Below are 21,007 nucleotides of genomic sequence, written 5' to 3'. Positions count from 1 at the left end.
TGTCCTATCGATTATCGGTTGGAACGAAGCTCAAAGCCTGTGCAGCGGTTGCCTCAGTCACCTCTACCTCGTCTTGGTTATATTTAGAAGGGCATTTCATCAAAATCTTGCTGGCGTGAAATTCATCCCCCACCATTTTGCCCGTCAGTACAATTTGCTCCGAACGCTCAATGTCCTGCGGCTTTGCGCCCCGGAACACGACCCTGCATTCAGTGCTGTCGTTGTCATACATATAAAACGAAAAATGGTTGGCGTCTACGGTTGGATTATAGACCAAATCCTTTTCCTTATTCAGCACACCGACCACATATAATTCAGCTTGCTTTTCCCTCGCTTCGGTGAACGTTGAATACGTACTTGAATCTGTGTATATCACAATAATCATCGCGATAGCAATAGCAATGATGATGATTCCTATTACCGAACTTTTCTTCATGTCATTATCCCCCAATGGATTAATACCGGAATGCAAAATTACGAATTGGAAAATGAAGCTACGAATATTGCAACTGATTGCTATTTTTTAGAACTATTCTAAATTAGAAGAGTGGGCCGTAAGCGTATAAGCTAATGCATATAGCTTATAACCAAAAGCATCAAAAAAATCAGTATGTTTGCTACGGCGAGATACAGCTACACCATTCATGATCAACAGCCTATATAGTCGTCCCAAAGTTTACGCCGTGGCCGTGCTATTTTTTGTTTACACTGGAGGCCTTGCACAACACACACCCCGATCTGAATTTAATTTCAGAAATGACAACGATCTTTATTTGTTCAATAAACAGGATCAATACTATACAAACGGTGTTTTCTTCAATATCCGCAAAACTGTCGATAGCGTTTCGCTGTCACCTAACGAGGTGAACAGGCTTTGGGGCATCACAATCGGGCAAAAAATATACAATGCATATACCGCGCACATCCGCTACATTGAGGAGGTCGACCGGCCGATAACGGCTTATCTTTTCCTCGCGGTGGATATTGACCGGTATTTTGCCAACGAATCGTTCGTGTCCTTGGCTGGTGAAGTCGGCACCATCGGGCAGCGTGCATTCGGACGGCAGCTTCAGGAAGGCATCCACAACGTGCTAAACTTGTACGAGATCGCGGGCTGGGAATACCAGCTGGAGAATGCCTTCGGTATCGACGCAGCGGTTCAATATGGCAGACTATTGTATCGCAATGCGCGGCAATGGTTTGACCTATCGGCTGGAGCCGAAGCCAAATTGGGCTTAAATCATACCGGATTATCCGTCGCGCCGACGATCCGGCTGGGACGTTTAAACCCGCTCCACCAATCCGCTTACACATCCAGCCGGTTGCAAACGAAGGCCAAGCCTGTCGGCGATGAGCTGTTTTTTTATTACAGCCCGCTGCTGAATTTTGTGGGCTACAATGCTACGCTCCAAGGGGGCATGTTCCTGCGCGACAAGGGGCCGGTGACACACGACCCGGCGCGCTGGGTGTGGTACAACCAGTTTGGCGTGATGTATGCCCGGAGTGCGCTTACGCTCCGCCTGCATTACATTTTCTACACGAAGGAGGTCCCCGGAATGTTTTTCAGGCATCGCTATGGTTCGGTGGGAATGAGCTACAGGTTTTAAAGCCAATCCTTTTTGCGGTTGATCTTACGCAGCGCCTGCCGCCGCTTGGCATCAAGACGCTTTTCCAAGGCTGCCTTCGATGGCTTCGTTGCTTTACGGGGCTGCCTGACCCGGGTCGCACTGGCCAATAGCTCAACCAGCTTCTGCAGTGCAATTTCTTTATTCTGCAGTTGGCTGCGGGTTTCCTGGCTGGTCACCTGCAATAATCCATTGCTTTGCAAGCGCCTCGATAGGTGTTTCCGGATATGTTCCTTTTCGTCTGCTGAAAAAAACGGCGCGGCATCAATGTCAAACAGCAGGGTGACCTTGGTTTCCACCTTATTGACATGCTGGCCGCCACTGCCGCCGCTTCTGGAAGTCTGAAATTGCACATAGGGCAATAAGGCCTCCGTATCGAGCTGCTTATTCCATGCCATCCGCTTCTCCCCCTTCATTTGAATGCACTGCATGCTTGCCCAAAGCGAAGCGGCTGACCAGCATCGCCGCCACCGTATCCCCCGTGGCATTCAATACCGTGGCCATAGGGTCTACGAGGGTACCGATGATCATGACCGCAGGAATGGCTTCCGTGGGCAGTCCGTACACCGATATCATCAGCATCTCCCCAATGTATCCACCATTGGGGATGCCGCCCGCCACGATGCTGACCAATACGGTGATGCCTAAGGCCGTCAGCAAGGTCATCGGTTCGAAAAAATCCCAGCCGATAAGCACGAAAGCAACATAGATCTTAATGATGCTGGACATGGATGAACCATTCTTATGCAACGTGGTGCCCAGCGGAATCACCACGTTGGCTACCGCGGGGGGGATGCCCATGCCGGGCGCTGCGGCAAGATTGACTGGCATCGTCGCAATACTGCTGCACGTACTGATAGCCGTAGCGGAAGGCAGGATATTATTTTTCCAAAACCGGCGTACGCCGGTTTTGCCCGCGGCCACATACGCATAAAAGCTGAAAAACACGGCAAAATAAAATGCGCCCAAAAGATAGTACAACCCCAATGGCTTGGCATAAAAGCCAAAGAGTGCAGGGCCAATGGTCCCCACCTGATACGCAAAATACGCACCAAGACCAAGGGGAGCGACCTTCATAATGAGCATAAGCAAATGCTTCATGACCTCATTTGCTGACAACAAAAACCTTCTGAACGGCGCACCTGCCTCCCCCGATCGCTGAGCAGCAACTCCTAAAAGAAAAGAGAAGATGACAAACGCCAGCATATTTTCGCGAGAAAGCAACTTATAAAATTCATCAACCGTCACAAACCTCACCAGCCTATCGCCCCACGTGTCATTGGGATCGTCCTCGAGCAACGTACTTGCGGGCTCCTGAACGGCTTGCGGCGCTTCGACGGGAAAAAACCACAACGCAATAATCGTGCATACAGCCGCTATGAGAATCGTGCCCAAAAATACGCCGGCCATGGTGGAGATAATCCGCCCAAGCTTCTGCGACCCGTCTATATTGGCCACGGCCGAGGCGATGGCAAAGAACAACAGTGGAATGACCGCGGCGAACAACAGGTTAAGAAAGACGTCTCCCAACGGCTTGATCCAGACAACGGTGCCGGGAAAAAAACCACCGACAAAGCTGCCTACCACGATGCCGAGCAACAAGAGCAGGATACTGCCGTAACTACGCAAGAAGTTGGAGGTCTGCCTTTCCATATTTTCGTCACTAAAGTAGTGGATTTATTTTATGTTTGCACAACATGAAGGAATTTGTTGTCACGGCGGACGGCTCAAAAACGTTGTATCATCCCGATATAGGCGAACATTATCACTCGCGGCACGGTGCCGTGCAGGAAAGTAGGCATGTATTCCTTGGTATGGGATTACAACATTTCCTGGCGTCACCTGCTATTCGGCGTGCTTCGGTGCTGGAGATCGGTTTCGGTACAGGGCTTAACTTCCTGCTGAGCGCAGACTATTGCATCCAGCATGCCGTGACGTTGGACTATACGGGCGTGGAGGCGTACCCACTACCCATCGAAATCATCTCACAAACCGGCTATGACGCATACGTTGGGCGGGAGGTTTGGCATTCCTTTCTATCATCCTATTCCAACAGCCAGCGGCAAGCGCAAACATTCGCAGCCGGAAGCTCGCTGGAAGTTATGACGACTGATGTGTTGCAGTTTGTGACCAGCAAGCGGTTTGACGTCCTCTATTTTGATGCATTTGCGGCGGTACACCAGCCGGAGATGTGGTCTGCTGAAACACTAAAGCACGTATGCGGATACCTGAAACCTGGCGGTATATTCGTTACCTACGCCATCACCGGCCACCTCAAACGCGCGATGAGTGCGTTGGGCTTTGCTATTGAAAAAGTACCCGGAGCACCTGGAAAACGGGAGATGCTCAGGGCAACAAAGAATAGTTAATTTACTAATGATTGTGCGAGCCATCCGGGCCATGCGAATGCCCGTGTGCCAGTTCATCGGGCGTAGCCTCACGAACGGATAACACTTCGATGGAAAAATGCAGGTTTTGTCCGGCCATGGGATGATTGAGATCGACGACAACCACCTCAGGGCTGACTTCCGTCACTTTGCCCCGGAATTGGTTGCCCTGGTTGTCCTGCAGCGGTAAAATCTGCCCGACGGCGGGAATGCCGCTTTCCCTAAACATGTCGATAGGCAATGAAGCGATTGCTTGCTCGTTGACTTCGCCATATGCGTCTTCCGCAGCCAGTTCAAAATCCGTTGTATCACCCGCCGCCAACCCGGCTATGTTTTCTTCAAATTTGGGCAACATCATGCCCACACCGTACAGGAAATCCAGCGGGTTGTCCTTGCCGGCTTCCTCTACAAAAGTTCTCTTGCCATCTTCAACGGTGTGGAGTTTGTAGGTCAGCGTCACCACGCTGTTGGGTTCTATAGTCATTGTTTTAAAAATTATGGGCATGGCACGCATACCCCAGTTATCATTGTGTAATTAATTCCAACAGTTCTTCCACATGCTCCACGGGCAAGCTACATGTTTTGTTACGGCATACATAGGCTTTTGTTGCATGTCCTACCCTCCCTGCTAACAACGGAAGGGTCTCCTTTGTTCCTCCCAATACGATTTTGTTTGGGATGTAATAGTTGTCGAGCTCCTTACGCATCTCGGAATGGCCCGCACCGGTAAATACAATTTCATAGCATCCATAAACTTGCTCAAGCAGTTGTATAGCCCAATTGGAATAGGCCGAACCATAAGCCTCCATATGGGGCACCACATTGGCCAACACCTGCGAGCCAATAGCTATATATTGCTGTTTATCAAAAATCAAGCCCAACCGGTAAAGCTGCCGAACAATGGTGGAAGTAGAAGACGGGATAACATTATCCATAATTTCCTGTTTGCGGGCAATCAGCTCTTCGGCAGTGGCCGACGTAAAATAAAATGCCGCCGCCTCTTGGTCATAAAAATGGCTCAATACATGCTCCATCAACCGTTTTGCCTCGTAAAGCCAGGTTTCATCGAAGGTGGCTTCATACAACGATACAAAGGCCTCGATGCAACACGCATAGTCATCAAGGAAACCCATAATTATTTTTCCATTTGCCTCGGGTTGATGGAGTAGGCCGCCGTCTTTGGCATACAAATAATGCCGTATAAATTGCGCATTGTCCAATGCGGCCTTCAAATAGGCTGGCACATCAAAAACCCGATAAGCATCTACAAATCCCTTGAGCATCAGCCCATTCCAAGACGCAAGCAGCTTATCATCCAATCCTGGGCGCACGCGTATACTGCGGTAATCAAGCAACCGCTGTTTGCTCTGGGCAAGGTACTTTTCCCATTCTTCGGTGGAAAAACCGGCCTCATGTGCCATTTTGTCTGCTTCGACATCAATTTTCAGCACATTCGTTTGTTCTTCTTCCCAGTTGCCTTCTTCGGTAACACCGAAGTAACGGATAAACAACTCGGCATCGGCTCCCAGTATTTGTGCGATCTCGGATTGGTGAAACGTATAGAACTTGCCTTCCACGCCTTCACTATCCGCGTCCAGCGCACAGTAAAACCCGCCTTGGGGGCTGGTCATTTCGCGCAGCACCCACTCCAAAGTTTCGGCCACCACCCGCTTATATTGCTCAATGGGGCGCTGTTGCCAAGCCTCCGCATATAGACTGACCAACTGCGCATTGTCATATAACATTTTTTCGAAGTGCGGGATATGCCATTGCCCATCTACCGCGTAGCGGGCGAACCCACCACCCACATGGTCGTAGATGCCTCCAGAAGCAATTTTTTGAAGGGTAAAATGCACATGCTCCAACACGTCGCTATCTTGCGCCAGTACAGCATAACGCAACAGAAACAACCAATTATTGGGCAAGGGAAACTTAGGCACGCGCTTATAGCCGCCCTCCTGCTTGTCAAAAAGGCGCTTCCAGGGCGTGACAACGGCTTGCAGATCGTCCGTCGAATATGCTTCAGGGATGCGGTTTATAGGCAATTGCTCACTCTGCCTGACGCCCGCAGTCAATCGATCGGCGTAGTCATAGGCCACTTCCGGCCGCTCGCGCCACATTTCATTTAATTGCAGCAAGACATTCCGCCAGTCATCCGGGCGGAAATAGGTACCCCCATAAATTGGCCGCCCATCGGGCAGGCAGACGCAATTGAGTGGCCATCCCCCTTGATTGGTCATCAGCTGCACGGCAATCATGTAAATCTGGTCGATGTCGGGCCGCTCTTCGCGGTCTACTTTGACCGACACAAAATGCGCGTTCATCACGGCCGCGATATCCTCGTTTTCAAAACTCTCGCGCTCCATCACATGGCACCAATGGCAGGCTGAATAACCGATGCTGACGATGAGCAGCTTATTTTCTGCCTTGGCTTTGTTCAGTGCTTCCGCACCCCATGGATACCACGCCACCGGATTGTGCTGATGCTGCCGTAGGTAAGGCGATGTTTCGTTATGAAGTTTATTGGGCATGTGACAATAAAGGTAATCGTTATGGATAAACAAACCAAGCATTAATTCCTGTTCCCCCGCTTACGGACGCCCAATCATCGATGTCATCGAACCGGATATGTACGATGCCGCAAGTAGGCACGTTATAAATGTCATCATTAGCCAAGTAATTAGCCAACAGGGTGATTCCGGGGTTATGTCCGAAAAGCGCTACACTGCTGTAGTCATCACTCAATTCGTTGATGACTTGGAGCAACGTATCCGGTAGCGCTTCATAGATACGGTTGTCGGTCTGGATGTCACTCACCGGCACCGCTAAGTGCTCGGCAAATATCTGCGCCGTAGTGATGGCCCGTTTGGCCGGGCTGCTAACGAGTTGTTGTGGCTGAACGGTATGGCTGCCCAAACGTATTGCCATCTGAGGTGCATTTTTAAACCCACGGGCATTCAGTGGTCGGTCAAAGTCGCTAACATCAAAACTCCAATCTGATTTCGCATGCCGGATGACGAATAAATGTTTGGCCATAACTACTTCGTTTCTTACCCACGTTCGGACAATAATCATGCCCTCGTTGTCGGTAATTTTGGCACATGTTTTGCCTTTTTTTCTGCCATATTCCGTTAACGGCATGCTGCTAATTTGCAAAATACCAGACAAAGCAGCGTTGCGTGGAAGAACAAAAGGCAGGAATGGGTGTAGCGTTGCTTCATTCAATTCCGTTAGCCCTTAATAAAACCGAGAGAAATGGCATATCCATCTTGTTCATGTATTGTATCCACATATAATTGGCCGGAGGCTTTGGATTTGTGCTTAAAGAGTTTATTGGCACAGCGCACGATGCCTGATGAAATTATCATCGCCGATGATGGGTCGCGAGCTGAAACCCGGCTACTGATTGACCGCTATCAAGCCAGCTCGCCTATTCCAATCAAGCACGTATGGCATCCGGACGACGGGTTTAGGAAGACCATTATCCTCAATGCTGCGATACAGGAAGCCAAAGGGGAATACATTATCCAAATCGATGGCGATATCATCGTTCACAACTCCTTTGTAAAAGATCATTTGGCGGCAGCCAAGCCCGGGCAATTTGTCCGTGGAAGCCGAGCGATGGTCAACGAAGACACATCGCTGCTTATTCAGCAAAACAAACGCATTAAGTTTCATTCTATGTCGAAAGGGGTCGAACACCGCTTTAATGCCGTGAGGCTGCCGTTTTTGTCCAGGCTGATCAGAACAAACCCCTGGTCGCCTGCCGATGTAAAAGGCTGCAACATGGCTTTCTGGAAATCGGATTTCGAACTGGTGAATGGATATAATAACAACCTGACCGGCTGGGGCCATGAGGACATCGAGCTCGCTGCACGCTTCATTAACAACGGCATCAAGAAGCGACACCTTAAACTCGCCGCGGTTTGTTACCACATCCACCACGAGCTCAATTCGAGGGCACATGAAAAGCACAACAAACACTTTTATGAAGAAGTGCTTTCGTTGGGGCTGAAACGCTGTGCAAACGGTTATTATGCACTGGCTGAGGCATAGCACCGCGTACATCGTATGCATATCAAGCGTTTTTTCCAAAAGTTAGGATGGTACCGCCAACCGGCGTTTTATCAATACCAGCCGGATGAAAACCATATTGAACTACTTAACTTTTGGACATCCCAAAAACGTGATGAAATTTGGCTCTACCAGTTTGTCCGCCAACACTTTTCTCAATACTTAACTACTGAAAGAACGCTTTTATTAAGCTCAGTTTTCGGCCCCAGAAAGCTGATAACTGACAGCCATAGCAGCATTAAAGTATTTTATACCGGCGAGAACGTGAGGCGTTTCCATGAATACCGGGACCATTGCTTGCCGGATGTAGATCTATCGCTCGGGTTTGACGACATCAGGCACCCGAATTACATCCGTTTTCCAATATGGATATTTTATTTCTTTGGCGGCGGACAAACCCAGCGCGCTATCCAACGGACACTTGACCAATTTGTCTTGCCGAAACCAATAAGCATCGATGCTCGCCAGTTTTGCTCCATGGTATGCAGTCATGATAAAAATGGTATTAGAGGCAGGCTTTTTAAAGCACTGAGCACCGTCGCTCCAATAGCCAGCGCGGGTACTTACTTAACCAATACGGACATACTCCAAACGCAGTATAACGACGACAAAACACATTTTCTGCAAGCCTTCCAGTTTAATATCTGTCCGGAAAACACCAATCATCCCGGGTATGTCACCGAGAAGATCTTTCAGGCGATCCAAGCCGACACCGTTCCCATCTATTGGGGCAGCGACAACAACCCGGAACCCGAGGTGCTTAATCCGGATGCTATCTTGTTTTACAACGGTCGTGGCAGCGTCGGGACTTTAACGCAGCAGGTTGAAGATTTATACCGTAACCCGAGAAAATATGCAGCGTTCTTAGCGCAGCCAAAGTTCAAACCGACGGCGGCGGAATACATTGCACATCGTATAGCTTTATTGCGGCAAAGGCTTCAGCAATTATTCGAGGGCAGCTGATGCAAGATCCCATCGAACCTGTGGGGCAGTTGATGGAAATAATCTTAAAACTTCGATCACGGTGCTGTCCGGCACCTTGTTTCATAAATACGCGTTACATAGATTTCCCAGTCGGACAATGGCTTGCCCCATTCCACGAGGCGATCGTCGAAGAAGTACAGCCAATAAGTTTCTATGGTATTAGGGTTTGCCGCATGTAGGTTAGCGGGACCACTGTATTGCACCACTTCCATCACACCGTTTTCGTATTGCTTTGCCCCAATAACATTATCTGGTTTCTTCCCAAGCGCTTGCAAAACATCCGCTTTGGACATCCCAATGCTGATTTTTGACATATCCACGGATTTAAATGAACTTTTAATCGCACCACACGCGGTGATTGCACTTATTGCTACCAAAAATAAAATTGGCTTAACGAGTCTGATCATTGAATAACATCGAAGAGCTTTTTGTAAGCTGCGCAAAGCTAAAAAAATTTCATACAAAAGATCAGGCGTTTGTCTGCAAAGGGCGATGATCCGCTGGAGGCATTTGAAAAGTGGCCAGGTTCGCACCGCGACTAAATCAAACTTGTCCTAAAGCAGAGATGTTTGTCAGCCAAATAGCAAAACAAAAAAAATCAAATAAAGCACCCACTTGACAATCTTGTAGGTGTTGAATCGGAAAAATCCATTGCCACGCACTTGGCCTTTATATTCAAACCGAGCGCCGATCCCCTTAAACCTAAACCGGGCGATGTTGCCCCAGAGTAAACCGGTCTCATAAGCCAGCTTAAGAGGCACCAGGTAGTAGGCGACTGCTGCACTCAACGGTGCTTTGCGCTTGGCCGCTTGGAAAAGTGTTGCAATGACCTCCGCGAAACCAATCCCGATAAACAGCAGCAACCACGACCCCAGGTAGGCCGGAGCTAAAAAAGCAATGAAAGGCAATGCCAGCAACAGCAGGAAAAGCGCTTCCGGTGTATTTGGAAAATCATAGTAGGCATATTTTGAGATAAATTGGCTAAGATAACTGTTGCCTACCCCATACCGGAAAGGACGCTTGAAAGACGCCCGCCCGCCGTCCCACCAAGGATGGTAAACGACGGCCTCCTGCAATGTTTTATAATTGCGTGAATGGTTGTTGTCCCGCACATTCAAAAAGAAATCGACATCTTCGCCACCGCCAGATTTCGGATAGTCTGTAGAAAACCTGGTCGATCCGACGGCCTCCCTCCTTACCATCACGTTGGCCGTAGCACCCCAAGCGAAGGTATCCGTTTCTTCGGCTATACCAAATATCATCATCGACCCATTGATAACCAGCGCCCGGGCAAATGCTGTGGGCGGCGGAGGCAACTTCACCAGACCAATGTACCCAATCTCGTCCGGATATCGTGCTATTGCATCTACATACTGGTGCAGGAGCATTTCATCCGCTTTGATATCATCATCGAGGAACAAAATCCACTGGCCACTCCCTGCCTCCAACCCCCTGTTCCGACTGGTAGAAGCGCCGAGGTTGGTAGGGTTGATGAGTAAGGCAATATCGCCGGCCGCGGCCAACCGGGCAATTTCTTCATCGACGATAACCTGGGGGTTGTCTACGACAATGTAATAGTTAAACACCCATCCTTCCGGTTTGGGCAAACGGATAAGGGGCAAAATATACTCTTTTTCCAACCGGTATGAGGGGATGACGATATCGATGGTGTTCAGATCTTCCATGTACTGCAAATATAGTGTTATACTCAGGTAGTAAATAAATTGTATGGGCATTGTGCAAAAAAGTGAAGACTAAGCAACAATTCATACAAGCTCCATCACTAAAAAAAGCAACTTATTCTGATAAAATGCTATCTTTGAATATCTCAATGTATGAACACACCAAATGAGGTAAATAACATTAATACCGTTGCACCTAATATATGGATTTCATTTTCACAGTCTGTTCAAACAATTATTTAGCCCAAGCTTCTATATTAGCTAATTCTATAAAAAAATATCAACCTCAAACCAAATTTGTTATTGCACTTTGCGATAAAAGGCAAGAAGAAATAAACTATAGAGAAATAAATGCAGAAATTATAACGCTCGCAATTATTGAACCCCAGATCGAAGCTTTAGCAAAAAAGTACAACATCATTGAATTAAATACCGCGGTAAAGCCTCGCGTAATCGAGTATCTGTTTGAAGAACGGAACGCCGAAACGATTATTTACCTAGACCCAGACATAAAATTATATCACCCACTGACAATTTTATACGATGCAATGCAGAAACACCCAATTTTATTAACTCCACATATTTATACTCCTATCCCTATAGATGGAAAAAAACCTGGAGAGAACACTTTTTTGAAGTATGGGATTTATAATCTTGGATTTATTGCGCTTCGACAGTCTGAAGCGGCAAACAAATTAGTCAAATGGTGGAAATACCGGACATATGAAGCGGGATATTTCAAAACCGAAGACGGCCTTTTCGTCGATCAACTTCCCATAAATCATGTTCCGGTATTTTTCGATGGAGTAAAAATACTGCATCACAAGGGGTTAAATATGGCTCCTTGGAATCTGCATGAGCGAGAACTAACGAAAATTGACGGAAATTACTTCGTCAACAATGAAGAGCCATTGATTTTCTATCATTTTAGTTCGTTCAAAGTAGACTCAAATGAACTTCCTTTATTTCATTACGATCGCTACACACTTACACAGCGCCCCGATCTTCAAGCCCTTTATGAAGATTATAATACGGAAATAAAGCAGAACAAATACATGTTTTATCAAACCTTTGAAAGCAAATATTCGTTAATACGAACAACCTATATAAAGACAAAAGAAAACGAAGCTTGGCGAAAAAAGGGGGTGCTAAAGAAACTATTCGGCAAAAAAAAATAACTACCTATCTCCCCGTAACGCCCGGGTCTATTCCTCCTGAAATATTACGGGTTTTGTACTTCTTATATAGGTACCTTAAATATACAACTAGCCCAAAGTATCTCCTAATCAAACGCTCTCGGTCTTTTAGGAATTGGATATCTATCGTAGTTGATGAAAAGCCGTCCATCTGGTACTTTACGACAGTGATTGGGAAGTGCTTTTTTATGAAGTCGCTGTCTCCCCAAACGCAGATGTTGAGCGCATAGTCTGCAAACACCTTGTACTTTAAATCATACCTATACTTTTTAAAAACACGAGCGGGATAGAGAATAGATTGATGATTCATGCAATATTTTGCGAGTCGATAGTTTGAAAACGCTCCTTGTGGCAAACGATCCGCCGGCTCACTATTTCCGTAATAAACAGTATCTTCATCAGTCAATTTAAATGCTAACTCACTGAACCCGGGTAATAACCTATCATCGGCACCAAGGAAATGTAGCCATCTCCCATTCGCTACACGGACTCCTTTGTTTAATGCATCATAAATTCCCTTGTCTGGCTCACTAATCCATCGAAGCTTATCTATCTCCGCAGCCTTCAACAAATCGACTGTGCGATCTGTACTGCCTCCATCTATCACGACAACCTCCATTTCCCGAAAAGATTGGTTTGCAATTGATACCAAACAATCAGACAAGCAATGCTCGGCATTATAAGTTGCTATGATAATGCTAATCACTGGCCTATCACGCTTACCATCAGTTTTGCGTATATTTGCAATTAGATTCCTTTTGGTCATTTGCGAAATAACAGTATTTTAATTACATAATAGTAAAGTTTGATATAAAGCAAAAGCCCTAAGCTACGTATATTACTACTGTTTAAAATTTCTACCCCGTCTAACAAAGTAATTCCAACGTTGTCTCGATATTTCCTCAACAGATACTTAAAAGTCTTTTTTTCAGCCGATTGAACAGACAAATCCGGATACAATTCCCTATATTTAGGCAACTGCTTTTTTCGTTTTCGATGGATGTAAAGCATAGCATCTAACCATTCTTTTGAAAAGTTTCCCTCTGAGTAATGACTCAATAAAACATCAAAAGTAACGGCCACTTCATATGCTTCACCTACAGCTAACGAAAAATCTATGTCGTAACCATGGAACCCCTTTAATGTTTCGTCAAACGGATATTGTTCGGCTATTTTCTTAGGACAACAAAACCAAACTCCATCGACAAATACTACAGGGTTTAGTGATTTGCGCGGATTTAGAGGTTCACATATATGCTGAGGAGGTCGCTTTTCAAATTTATAATACTGAATAAGATTTGTAAAGTTAGTCCCTAATATATTGTCTCCTCCCCCCGGTACTGATGATTTAATAGTACTTCCGGAAAGTCCAATTAGGCCCAAATTTAAACGCCCCTCAAAAATGTTTAACACCACCTTACCCCAATTGTTCGTATGAAACTCAACATCTTCATGAGTAAAACATAGCATGTCATATTTTGCTTTTCTAACGCCATCGTTATAAATCTCGGCAATCCCATATTTTCCCTCAGCATTTTCAAACGCGATTATTTCATAAGGAACGCCTATGGTCCTGTTGATGTTTCCGCTAACACGGTCCAACTGTTTCGCATTTACAGACGAAATGACAATAGAAATCATTTAAACTACAGATGATGAATTGAGATTACTATTAAAAAAGGCACGAGCACTTTTACGCCATCTCATTTTCCAGTTTATTCGGTTTGGCGTTTGAAGTAACTGTTCCGTGGTAGTACGCACATCCAATTTTTCTTCTGCGATCTGTCGTAGCTTTTCACCATCTTGTGGTTTAAATCGTTCAAATTCTCGCATCAAATCGTCTTCAGTAAAGGTAAGATTATGGTAGCGCCCTGAACAGTTGGTTTGTACAAACTCTTCGAACAACTCAGGTTCCAAATATCCGTCAGCGCGGTTACCATTGTAATTGCGGTTATCGAACACAATACAGGGGCGCCCACAAGCCATTGCGTCGTATACAGAACGTCCAATACCAACAACTAAGTCTGCCTCATTGATTTTATTTTCAATATTAAACGTGGGATTCTTATGCTTGTTGAAATGCACGAACTCAACCCCCTGTTTGTCGCAGACATTGGCCAGTAGCTCATTGGCGTCATCACTTTGGCAAAGCGATAACACTACCTTCAAATCCTTATTGACTTCTTTCATTGGGCACTTCTGATCAACATCAATTCCATTCAATACCAAATCATTAGGGTAACCTTTTTTAGAGAGGCTTTCACATACTTCTTCAGTTATACCCACGTGATAATCGGCATAAGGTGACGGCTGTTCCAGCTCAACAGTCGCAGAGTGACAAACTTGAGTAATCAACCCTTCCTTAAAATGACTTAATGCTTTAACAGTGGTATTGTGGGAAACCAGCATCAAGTCATAATGATTTTTTGACATGAAAGTAACCCCTACCTCTTCTTCTATACGATCGGCCATTTCGCCAATCTCTAAAGCAAAATATTCAACCTCAACATCTTCGCGGCGATTGAGTTCTTTCAATAAATCATAAGTATATAATTCAGAGCCTCCTACCTGTATAAGATGGTTTGTTCCCACCAGCACCTGTTTGGGGGTTTCTGTTAATGCACTCATATCGACAATAGTCTTCGTTCACTTTGTATACTATCGTTTTTACCTTTTTAACGTTTTAAATCGTCAATTGCTACATAGTCGAGAGTGTGCATCCATATTGTTACATCTGAATCAGCGAAATGCGATTCATCTATAAATGCAATAAATCATCATTGATTTAATTAATAATAGATTTCTACAACCGCGTAAAACCGCAAAAATTGGCAATCTGGATGGCTTTCGCCAAAACCTTTACCAATTAGGGCTTTGGCCGTTAATCATGGCCTCACTTCCGTAAACGCCAAGTAAGCTTGTTGCTGCGCATTGAACGCCCACTTTGCGTGACGGTAAGCGCCTTCCTTGATCTTAGGCAGCACTGCCATCAGCTGCGTAAAAAACGTGTCCTTCAACTCGCTTCCGGCATAAAATACGGCATTTTCGCAGAGGTCTTGTATAGCGGAGAATGACTGTTCGATAATCAGCGGTTTCCGGTACGCAAAGGCCAGGTTAAAGGCCCCAGAGATTTTATGGTTTAGGTAGTCCGAAAATCCTTGCGTGCAGGGGTGAATCAACGGCATCACAGCATCGCAAAGCCGCATATAGGCATGAAGGGTCGCAATCGGCACAAACTGTTCGAAGTAGATAATATGCGCGCTCAGGTCGGGATGGTCATTCAATTGCTTGATTATCCAGTTGCGGTCTCCAGCCGAAAGCCTTCCCAAAAGAATAAATTTGACGTCACGCTTCTCTTTCCAAGCTTTCAAGGTGTCTAATAGCACGGCATAATCCCGGCGCTTCGATGACACTTCCCCGGGTATACCTATCCATAATGCGCCATCAGGTTTCTGGATAGTGTCTGCAGAAGCCCATTCTGGGAAAAAAATCGGGTAGTACGATGCAAATCGTAAGCCTGTCAGCCGGGATACGGAGGGAAGCAGATAATCGTTCAAGACGAAGTATCGCTTAACACGGCGGTTAATCAGCTTTTGACCAATTCCCGTGTAAAACTTCGAGGTATTGTGGATGACGCCCAGCATGACCGTTTTTTCAGGAAACGGCAGAACGAATAGTTTCTTAAGGCCACCCTGCGCAGTATTGAACACAATACGATCAAATCGCTGGGACTTTAGATATCGGTATACCTTCCAAATGTTTTTCCACTGGAATGAAGCCGACGAATGAAACCCGAAGACCTTCGTGGAAGAAGCCATCCAATGATAATCGCCCAGCCTGGCCTCCAAATCAGCGGTGACGACCAACGTGACATGGGCATGCCCCTGCAGAAAAAGACACTGACTGTACAAGCACTCGTCGTGAGACCCACCTATTTCAACCAACGCTATGCGGATGGTGTGTTGCTCATCATTCATTGATGTACGCCTCTATCGTAGCCATGATTCGATTTTTCTCAAAGGTATTGATAATGTGCAGCATGCCATCGGCCCCCATTTTTTCCCGGAGCTGCGGATTATTTCTCAATAAACAAACCTTCTCCGCACATTCCTTCACATCGTTTTTGGTCACTAAAAAACCCGAAACATCGGGCAATACGAGCTCAGGGTTACTGCTGATGTCAAATGCGACGATGGCCTTGCGGCATAGCGAAGCCTCGGCAAGCACATAACCGAACCCTTCCCACAATGATGGAAGCAAAAAAATATCACACGACATCAAGACATCCTTTACATTATGGATAAAACCGGTAAACAATATGTTGTCTGCTACATTGAGGCTGTTGCTCAGCTTTTTCAACTCCCGATCCAATCTGCCGGACCCTGCAACGATAATCTTATGCGCTATGCCCCGCCGCTCCAATTCGACGGATAACAACATCAGAAACCGTTGGTTCTTTTGCTCTTCTAATCGTCCGAGGTTGGCAATGACCAGTTCACCGGACGCTTTATAGTAAATTGGCTCGAAAGGCGTGTTTACAAAGGATTCAACATCAATGGGGTTATAGATGACTTTGATTTTATGCTCGGGAAAAAGCCGTGCATTATACTGCAGGATTGTTTTCTTGGTTGCCTCTGAGTTGGCGAGTATGTCGGTGACCCAGTGCTTAAATACGTATTTATTGAAAAAACTGTTTTTAATCGGTATGGCACTCCCCCTTCGGTAAATGATGCGCTTGACACCTGCTTTTGAGGCGGCTTGCCCTGCCAATTTCAGGTCACTTGACAAGTTGATCAACAGGGTGTCGATGCCAAGCGACTGAAAAGTGTGTTTTAATGCCTGTACTTTCTGCCGGTTGAGAAAACTGTAATTGCCTACATTAAAGGGCACAAATGAAATGGCCGGCTGCTCGGTGATTTTTTGTTGCAACACACTTCCTTCCTGTGAAAAAAAAAACACCGAATAACCACGGCAAGCAAAGTACAATGCGGCTTCATAATGCCACTTTTCGCCTCCGCCCCAGGTTTTAGCCGAGTTGAAGAACCCGATTTTTCGCATGGATTGATCCCTATAAGTTTAACGTTAGGCTTGCGTCACAAAGATATGCAATTTACTAAGAAACAGGCAAGTTTATTAAAAAAACTACCGCACAAGCACTGTCTTGTACAAAGATGCCAGTTCGTCTGCAATGGAGTTGTCGTCGAATCGCCGGGCGTACGCAAAACCGGCATCCACCATCAAATTTCGCTGCTGGCCATCTGCCAGCAGCTCACCGATGGCTCCCTGTAGCCCTGCTACGTCATCCGGAGCAACATATTTGGAATGCGGCCCCCCTGCCTCCGGAAAGCAGCCCGTATCAGAGGTAATGACCGGAACGCCAGAATACAGGGCTTCGATAATCGGAATGCCGAACCCTTCGAAAAAGGAAGGATAAATAAAAAGAAGCGCCGATTGGTAAAGTTTTGCCAAATCATCCAGGGTGGCTCCATGTACAAACAAAATTCGGTGCGCCATCCCCCGCTTTCCTATGTAATCCTTGATTTCATCCAGATACGGTGTTTCCCTGCCGATGATGACCAGTGGTATATCAATATGCTCGATGGCCTTGACGATGGATAATGCGTTTTTACGTGCTTCTATCGTGCCGACATTCAGTATAAAATCGTCGGGCAAGCCGTACTTGGCCTTGGCGGCCTGCTTCTCCGCTTCGGTATACCGTTGCTTGAATGCTGGATGACATCCTTGGTAAACCACACTTATTTTTGCCTCATCCACTTTCAAAAATTCCATCACATCCCGCTTGGTCTGCTCACTGATGGCGATGATATGGTCTGCATGATGGGCAGCATGGCGGAATTTGCGAAAATAGATGGTGCGGTCGATAAGCGTATACAGCTGCGGATAACGCACAAAAATCAGATCATGGATGGTTACCACACTTTTTATCGGATAGGCCGACAAACCCATCGGCAATTCGCCCGACAGGCCGTGGTAAAGCTCGATACCGTCCCGTTTTAAATCATGCAACACTGTGCGCTGCCGCCACAGGTTATGGAAGATACGATCCGAATACCTGCGTGGCAACCGCTCGAACACATTGCCGCGATCCGCCTGAAACAATCGGCTTTCCGCCGGTTTTGGATTGTAGAGGTAGTACCTGTTTTCTGGATGATATTCACTCAAGGCCCGTACCAAATCGCGACCGTAGTTTCCTAACCCCGTTCGATTATGGAATATGCGTTTTGCTTCATAGCCGATGTTCATAACCCGATCTCCCGCAATTTATTGATGACCATTTCGGGAGGGATAAGCTCCATACTATCCTTTCCGTCGCACATGCAAGGTTTATTGCCGTATACGGAGCTGGGACGCGCCGGATGATCCACCTGAATACAGTCATCCATACTTTGCCCATACCCCAAAAATCCGGCATAAGGGTGGGTAGCTCCCCAAATAGACAAGACACGTACGCCCATTAATGATGCCATGTGCATGCCTGCGGAGTCCATGCTCAGCATGGCGTCAAGGTTGGAAATGATCGCTAATTCTTGCTGCAACGAAAATTGGCCGACAAGGCTCTGTACATGGTTATGCCGCTGTTGCCATTGCTCAGCTGTACGCTGTTCGGCCTGTCCTCCCCCAAAAAGAAGCACCGTATGCCCACGTTGGCTGAGATAAGCGATTACTGCCTCCATGCGATCAAAGGGATATACCTTAGGCTGATGTTGCGCAAAGGGCGCAATACCTATGACTTTTCCGGTTTCACTTTGGGCAAAAAAACGCTTCGCCGTTTCGGGAAGCGGCAGCCTGCGACGAATCAACCGATGGCTCAATACAAACGGATAGCCCAAGCTTCTCAACACATCGGCATAACGCTCGGTAGTAGGTTTGAGCGGACGCAATACCTTGCGGTACGGCCGTGTCAGTGCTTTTTTCTCTTTTCGGCCTTTATCGAGTTGCTTGACGGCAATCCCTTTCATACGGAACAGCAATGCCAGGAACCGGCTGCGTATATTGTAATGCAAATCTGCCACGGCCGAGGGATCATAGCGCTTCAATTCTTTAAAAAGCCGATATAATCCAGGAATACCCCGATGGATGTGCTGTGGATAAAACGGGTGAAAAACAAGACCTCCGATGCCGGCAAAAAAAGGTTTGAACGTCTCATTGCTGACCATAACGATACGTACTCCGGGGTGTTGATGGATAAATTCGTGCAATACGCTGCCCACCATAGCCACATCGCCCATCGCTGATAACCGGATCACTATAAGTGTGGGCTGCCCTGCTCCATTCATTTGCTTGCGGTGTATAACACCGGGTTAAGTGCCGGATCATTATACATTTTCATCTGTTTGTATACCTTCATGTATTTCCGTCCCGCTTGTATATCTTCAAGCAATTCGTCTATACTTTGCGACAGGTCTGACCGTTGCTCCTCCAATATGGCTAACTTACTTCGGCATGCAGATATATGCGCCGGCGCTGCATCCGTACGCTGCGTCTGTTGTTGCATATGAAAGATTTTAAGCGCCAATATTGATAACCTGTCTATCGCCCAAGCAACGCTTTCTGTGTTGATTCTGGCTGTTTTCTCCGGTATTACGCCGGCGAATTGCCTTACGAAGTAATCATCGATATCTTCAACGGTATCCGTACGGTCTTGATTTGACTGGTCTATCCGCCTTTTCCAACGCAAGCCCTCAACGGGATCAATATCAGGCCTTCTGACCTCATCTTCCATATGCCACTGCACCGTATCAATCCAGCACTTCAGATACAATAGACGCTCCAATGAATCAGGAGGGTAAGGATTTATGATCGGCCGATCGATTTGATCATGTACATGATAGTCCTGAATCGCTTTATCGAATATCTCGTTTGCTTTTTCGCTAATCATGGTCAAAGATAGCTAAAAGTATATGACTTACGACAATGTTTTCGGGCGGCAAGTGTTCAATTCTTAGCTATTGACAACCGTATTTTAACCTTTTTGTTTTAATAGTTGGATAAACAAGGTTAATATCTGTATATTTATATGACTTTTTATTAACCCACTGTGATGAAGACACTTCAATTTACCGTTCCGGTGACGCCGGACAGGACCGTAATCATACAGGAGGATATTATCCCTCAGTTTTACCCGCACTTACACCGCCATAAAGAAGCGCAATTGATCTGGATTATCAGGGGTGAGGGCACATTAATTGCAGAAAACACCATGCACAGCTTCAAGGCCAATGATATATTCATGATTGCGCCAAATCAATCGCATGTGTTTAAAGGCAGTCGTCAATTGAATGACGACAAATCAGCTGAAGGCGTACATAGCATTTCTGTTTTTTATGACCCAAACGGCCATCTTGCGAACTTCCTCCAACTGCCCGAATTGAGTCAGCTCAATGCCTTTTTAAAGGAATATAAATATGGATTCAAACTACCGGAGCAGCACTTCCATGTGGTTTCCAAACATATCCTCAAACTGAAGGCATCCAATAACATGGATCAGATGTTGAATTTTCTCCATCTTTTGAGGACGTTCTGCAAGATGAATCCGAAGCCCAAGCATCTTTCGACATTCAGCAAGGAACATATCACGGATGGCGAAGGACTGCGCATGGGCAATATATACAATTATATCTTGCATCACTACCAAAATGCCCTAACGTTGGAAGAAGTGGCTGCCGAAGCGCATCTCACGCCTCAGGCCTTCTGCCGGTACTTCAAAAAACACACGGGGGTCACATTCGTCACATTCCTCAACGAGATGCGGATAAACCAAGCATGCAAAAAACTTACGGCCGGTGAGTATGACTCAATCGCCACCGTTGCCTACAATTGCGGGTTCAACAGCATCACCAACTTCAACCGGGTGTTTAAAAGCGTCGCCGGCGCATCCCCCAAGGAATACCTTTCTAAATACCTCAACAATGTCCAATAGCTGAGACTGTTAAAATTTGCACAATATTGATTAATTAGCGGGTGGTTTGACCTGTGGGTTAATGGTATATTTGTGCCAATTATTAATCAGGCACACACCTAATTAAATGCATGAAGGT

Annotated in this window: 22 protein-coding genes; 6 read left to right on the top strand and 16 right to left on the bottom strand. The window is 46.3% G+C overall.

What is annotated here, in order from left to right; translation table 11 throughout:
- Positions 1-4: 4 nt before the first annotated feature.
- Entirely contained in the window at positions 5-436 is a 432-nt protein-coding gene (locus JHJ32_RS01535; RefSeq protein ID WP_079714855.1) for a cytochrome c maturation protein CcmE, read from the bottom strand.
- A 208-nt stretch (positions 437-644) separates the two neighbouring features.
- Between JHJ32_RS01535 and JHJ32_RS01530 the strand changes: the two genes are divergently transcribed.
- The gene (locus JHJ32_RS01530) at positions 645-1,607 is read left to right on the top strand and encodes a lipid A deacylase LpxR family protein (RefSeq protein WP_255539689.1); all 963 of its coding nucleotides are present in this window, start codon (positions 645-647) and stop codon (positions 1,605-1,607) included.
- Here JHJ32_RS01530 and arfB read toward each other — a convergent pair.
- Positions 1,604-2,041, bottom strand: a complete 438-nt coding sequence (gene arfB, locus JHJ32_RS01525; protein WP_233632426.1) for an alternative ribosome rescue aminoacyl-tRNA hydrolase ArfB — start codon at positions 2,039-2,041, stop codon at positions 1,604-1,606. The two genes, JHJ32_RS01530 and arfB, sit on opposite strands and share 4 nt — an antisense overlap.
- Entirely contained in the window at positions 2,010-3,278 is a 1,269-nt protein-coding gene (locus tag JHJ32_RS01520) for a dicarboxylate/amino acid:cation symporter (RefSeq protein ID WP_200119364.1), read from the bottom strand. The genes arfB and JHJ32_RS01520 overlap by 32 nt, the downstream gene beginning before the upstream one ends.
- Before the next feature lie 44 nt (positions 3,279-3,322).
- Here JHJ32_RS01520 and mnmD point away from each other — a divergent pair, with 44 nt between their 5' ends.
- Positions 3,323-3,994 (top strand): tRNA (5-methylaminomethyl-2-thiouridine)(34)-methyltransferase MnmD, encoded by a 672-nt coding sequence (gene mnmD, locus JHJ32_RS01515; protein WP_079714852.1) that lies wholly within the window; start codon positions 3,323-3,325, stop codon positions 3,992-3,994.
- A 4-nt stretch (positions 3,995-3,998) separates the two neighbouring features.
- On the opposite strand, the gene JHJ32_RS01510 is transcribed toward mnmD, so the two are convergent.
- The 3 genes from JHJ32_RS01510 to JHJ32_RS01500 are packed head-to-tail and all read right to left on the bottom strand — an operon-like array spanning position 3,999 to position 7,048.
- Positions 3,999-4,496 (bottom strand): peptidylprolyl isomerase, encoded by a 498-nt coding sequence (locus JHJ32_RS01510; protein WP_200119362.1) that lies wholly within the window; start codon positions 4,494-4,496, stop codon positions 3,999-4,001.
- Positions 4,497-4,536: 40 nt separating this feature from the next.
- Complete coding sequence (locus JHJ32_RS01505) at positions 4,537-6,543, bottom strand: thioredoxin domain-containing protein (RefSeq protein WP_200119359.1); 2,007 nt, start codon at positions 6,541-6,543, stop codon at positions 4,537-4,539.
- Positions 6,544-6,562: 19 nt separating this feature from the next.
- On the bottom strand, positions 6,563-7,048 hold the full coding sequence (locus JHJ32_RS01500; RefSeq protein ID WP_079715370.1) for a histidine phosphatase family protein: 486 nt from the start codon (positions 7,046-7,048) through the stop codon (positions 6,563-6,565).
- Positions 7,049-7,267: 219 nt separating this feature from the next.
- Here JHJ32_RS01500 and JHJ32_RS01495 point away from each other — a divergent pair, with 219 nt between their 5' ends.
- The gene (locus JHJ32_RS01495; RefSeq protein WP_200119356.1) at positions 7,268-8,068 is read left to right on the top strand and encodes a glycosyltransferase family 2 protein; all 801 of its coding nucleotides are present in this window, start codon (positions 7,268-7,270) and stop codon (positions 8,066-8,068) included.
- A gap of 15 nt (positions 8,069-8,083) precedes the next feature.
- Positions 8,084-9,049: a glycosyltransferase family 10 domain-containing protein gene (locus JHJ32_RS01490; protein ID WP_079714849.1), complete on the top strand. Its 966-nt coding sequence runs from the start codon at positions 8,084-8,086 to the stop codon at positions 9,047-9,049.
- A 56-nt stretch (positions 9,050-9,105) separates the two neighbouring features.
- On the opposite strand, the gene JHJ32_RS01485 is transcribed toward JHJ32_RS01490, so the two are convergent.
- The gene (locus JHJ32_RS01485; RefSeq protein WP_200119353.1) at positions 9,106-9,384 is read right to left on the bottom strand and encodes a hypothetical protein; all 279 of its coding nucleotides are present in this window, start codon (positions 9,382-9,384) and stop codon (positions 9,106-9,108) included.
- A gap of 258 nt (positions 9,385-9,642) precedes the next feature.
- The gene (locus JHJ32_RS01480; RefSeq protein WP_200119351.1) at positions 9,643-10,755 is read right to left on the bottom strand and encodes a glycosyltransferase family 2 protein; all 1,113 of its coding nucleotides are present in this window, start codon (positions 10,753-10,755) and stop codon (positions 9,643-9,645) included.
- A 200-nt stretch (positions 10,756-10,955) separates the two neighbouring features.
- Between JHJ32_RS01480 and JHJ32_RS01475 the strand changes: the two genes are divergently transcribed.
- The gene (locus JHJ32_RS01475; RefSeq protein WP_200119348.1) at positions 10,956-11,930 is read left to right on the top strand and encodes a hypothetical protein; all 975 of its coding nucleotides are present in this window, start codon (positions 10,956-10,958) and stop codon (positions 11,928-11,930) included.
- A gap of 4 nt (positions 11,931-11,934) precedes the next feature.
- On the opposite strand, the gene JHJ32_RS01470 is transcribed toward JHJ32_RS01475, so the two are convergent.
- The 8 genes from JHJ32_RS01470 to JHJ32_RS01435 all read right to left on the bottom strand — a co-directional run bounded on the left by JHJ32_RS01470 (position 11,935) and on the right by JHJ32_RS01435 (position 19,848).
- A complete protein-coding gene (locus JHJ32_RS01470) occupies positions 11,935-12,714 on the bottom strand; it encodes a glycosyltransferase family 2 protein (protein WP_200119345.1) in 780 nt (259 codons plus the stop codon).
- On the bottom strand, positions 12,711-13,589 hold the full coding sequence (locus tag JHJ32_RS01465) for a glycosyltransferase (RefSeq protein ID WP_200119343.1): 879 nt from the start codon (positions 13,587-13,589) through the stop codon (positions 12,711-12,713). Before JHJ32_RS01465 ends, JHJ32_RS01470 begins: the two co-directional genes overlap by 4 nt.
- On the bottom strand, positions 13,590-14,576 hold the full coding sequence (locus tag JHJ32_RS01460) for a hypothetical protein (RefSeq protein ID WP_200119341.1): 987 nt from the start codon (positions 14,574-14,576) through the stop codon (positions 13,590-13,592). It lies immediately after the preceding gene.
- Between the two features lie 257 nt (positions 14,577-14,833).
- Positions 14,834-15,925 carry a glycosyltransferase family 4 protein gene (locus JHJ32_RS01455; RefSeq protein WP_139378467.1) on the bottom strand — a complete coding sequence of 364 codons (1,092 nt, stop codon included), beginning with the start codon at positions 15,923-15,925 and terminating at the stop codon, positions 14,834-14,836.
- Entirely contained in the window at positions 15,918-17,006 is a 1,089-nt protein-coding gene (locus JHJ32_RS01450) for a glycosyltransferase (protein WP_200119338.1), read from the bottom strand. Before JHJ32_RS01450 ends, JHJ32_RS01455 begins: the two co-directional genes overlap by 8 nt.
- An 84-nt stretch (positions 17,007-17,090) precedes the next feature.
- Positions 17,091-18,212 (bottom strand): glycosyltransferase family 1 protein, encoded by a 1,122-nt coding sequence (locus JHJ32_RS01445; RefSeq protein ID WP_079714837.1) that lies wholly within the window; start codon positions 18,210-18,212, stop codon positions 17,091-17,093.
- Positions 18,209-19,246 (bottom strand): glycosyltransferase family 9 protein, encoded by a 1,038-nt coding sequence (locus JHJ32_RS01440; protein WP_200119336.1) that lies wholly within the window; start codon positions 19,244-19,246, stop codon positions 18,209-18,211. Before JHJ32_RS01440 ends, JHJ32_RS01445 begins: the two co-directional genes overlap by 4 nt.
- Positions 19,243-19,848: a DUF4254 domain-containing protein gene (locus JHJ32_RS01435; RefSeq protein ID WP_079714835.1), complete on the bottom strand. Its 606-nt coding sequence runs from the start codon at positions 19,846-19,848 to the stop codon at positions 19,243-19,245. The genes JHJ32_RS01440 and JHJ32_RS01435 overlap by 4 nt, the downstream gene beginning before the upstream one ends.
- Positions 19,849-20,010: 162 nt before the next feature.
- Between JHJ32_RS01435 and JHJ32_RS01430 the strand changes: the two genes are divergently transcribed.
- The gene (locus tag JHJ32_RS01430) at positions 20,011-20,889 is read left to right on the top strand and encodes an AraC family transcriptional regulator (protein WP_079714834.1); all 879 of its coding nucleotides are present in this window, start codon (positions 20,011-20,013) and stop codon (positions 20,887-20,889) included.
- The last annotated feature ends 118 nt before the right edge of the window (positions 20,890-21,007 follow it).

The sequence above is a fragment of the Parapedobacter sp. ISTM3 genome, from assembly GCF_016533505.1.
In the GTDB taxonomy this organism is placed as follows: Bacteria; Bacteroidota; Bacteroidia; order Sphingobacteriales; family Sphingobacteriaceae; genus Parapedobacter; species Parapedobacter luteus.
Note: the sequence above shows the minus strand (reverse complement) of the source record. Positions and strands in the feature narration are given on the sequence as shown.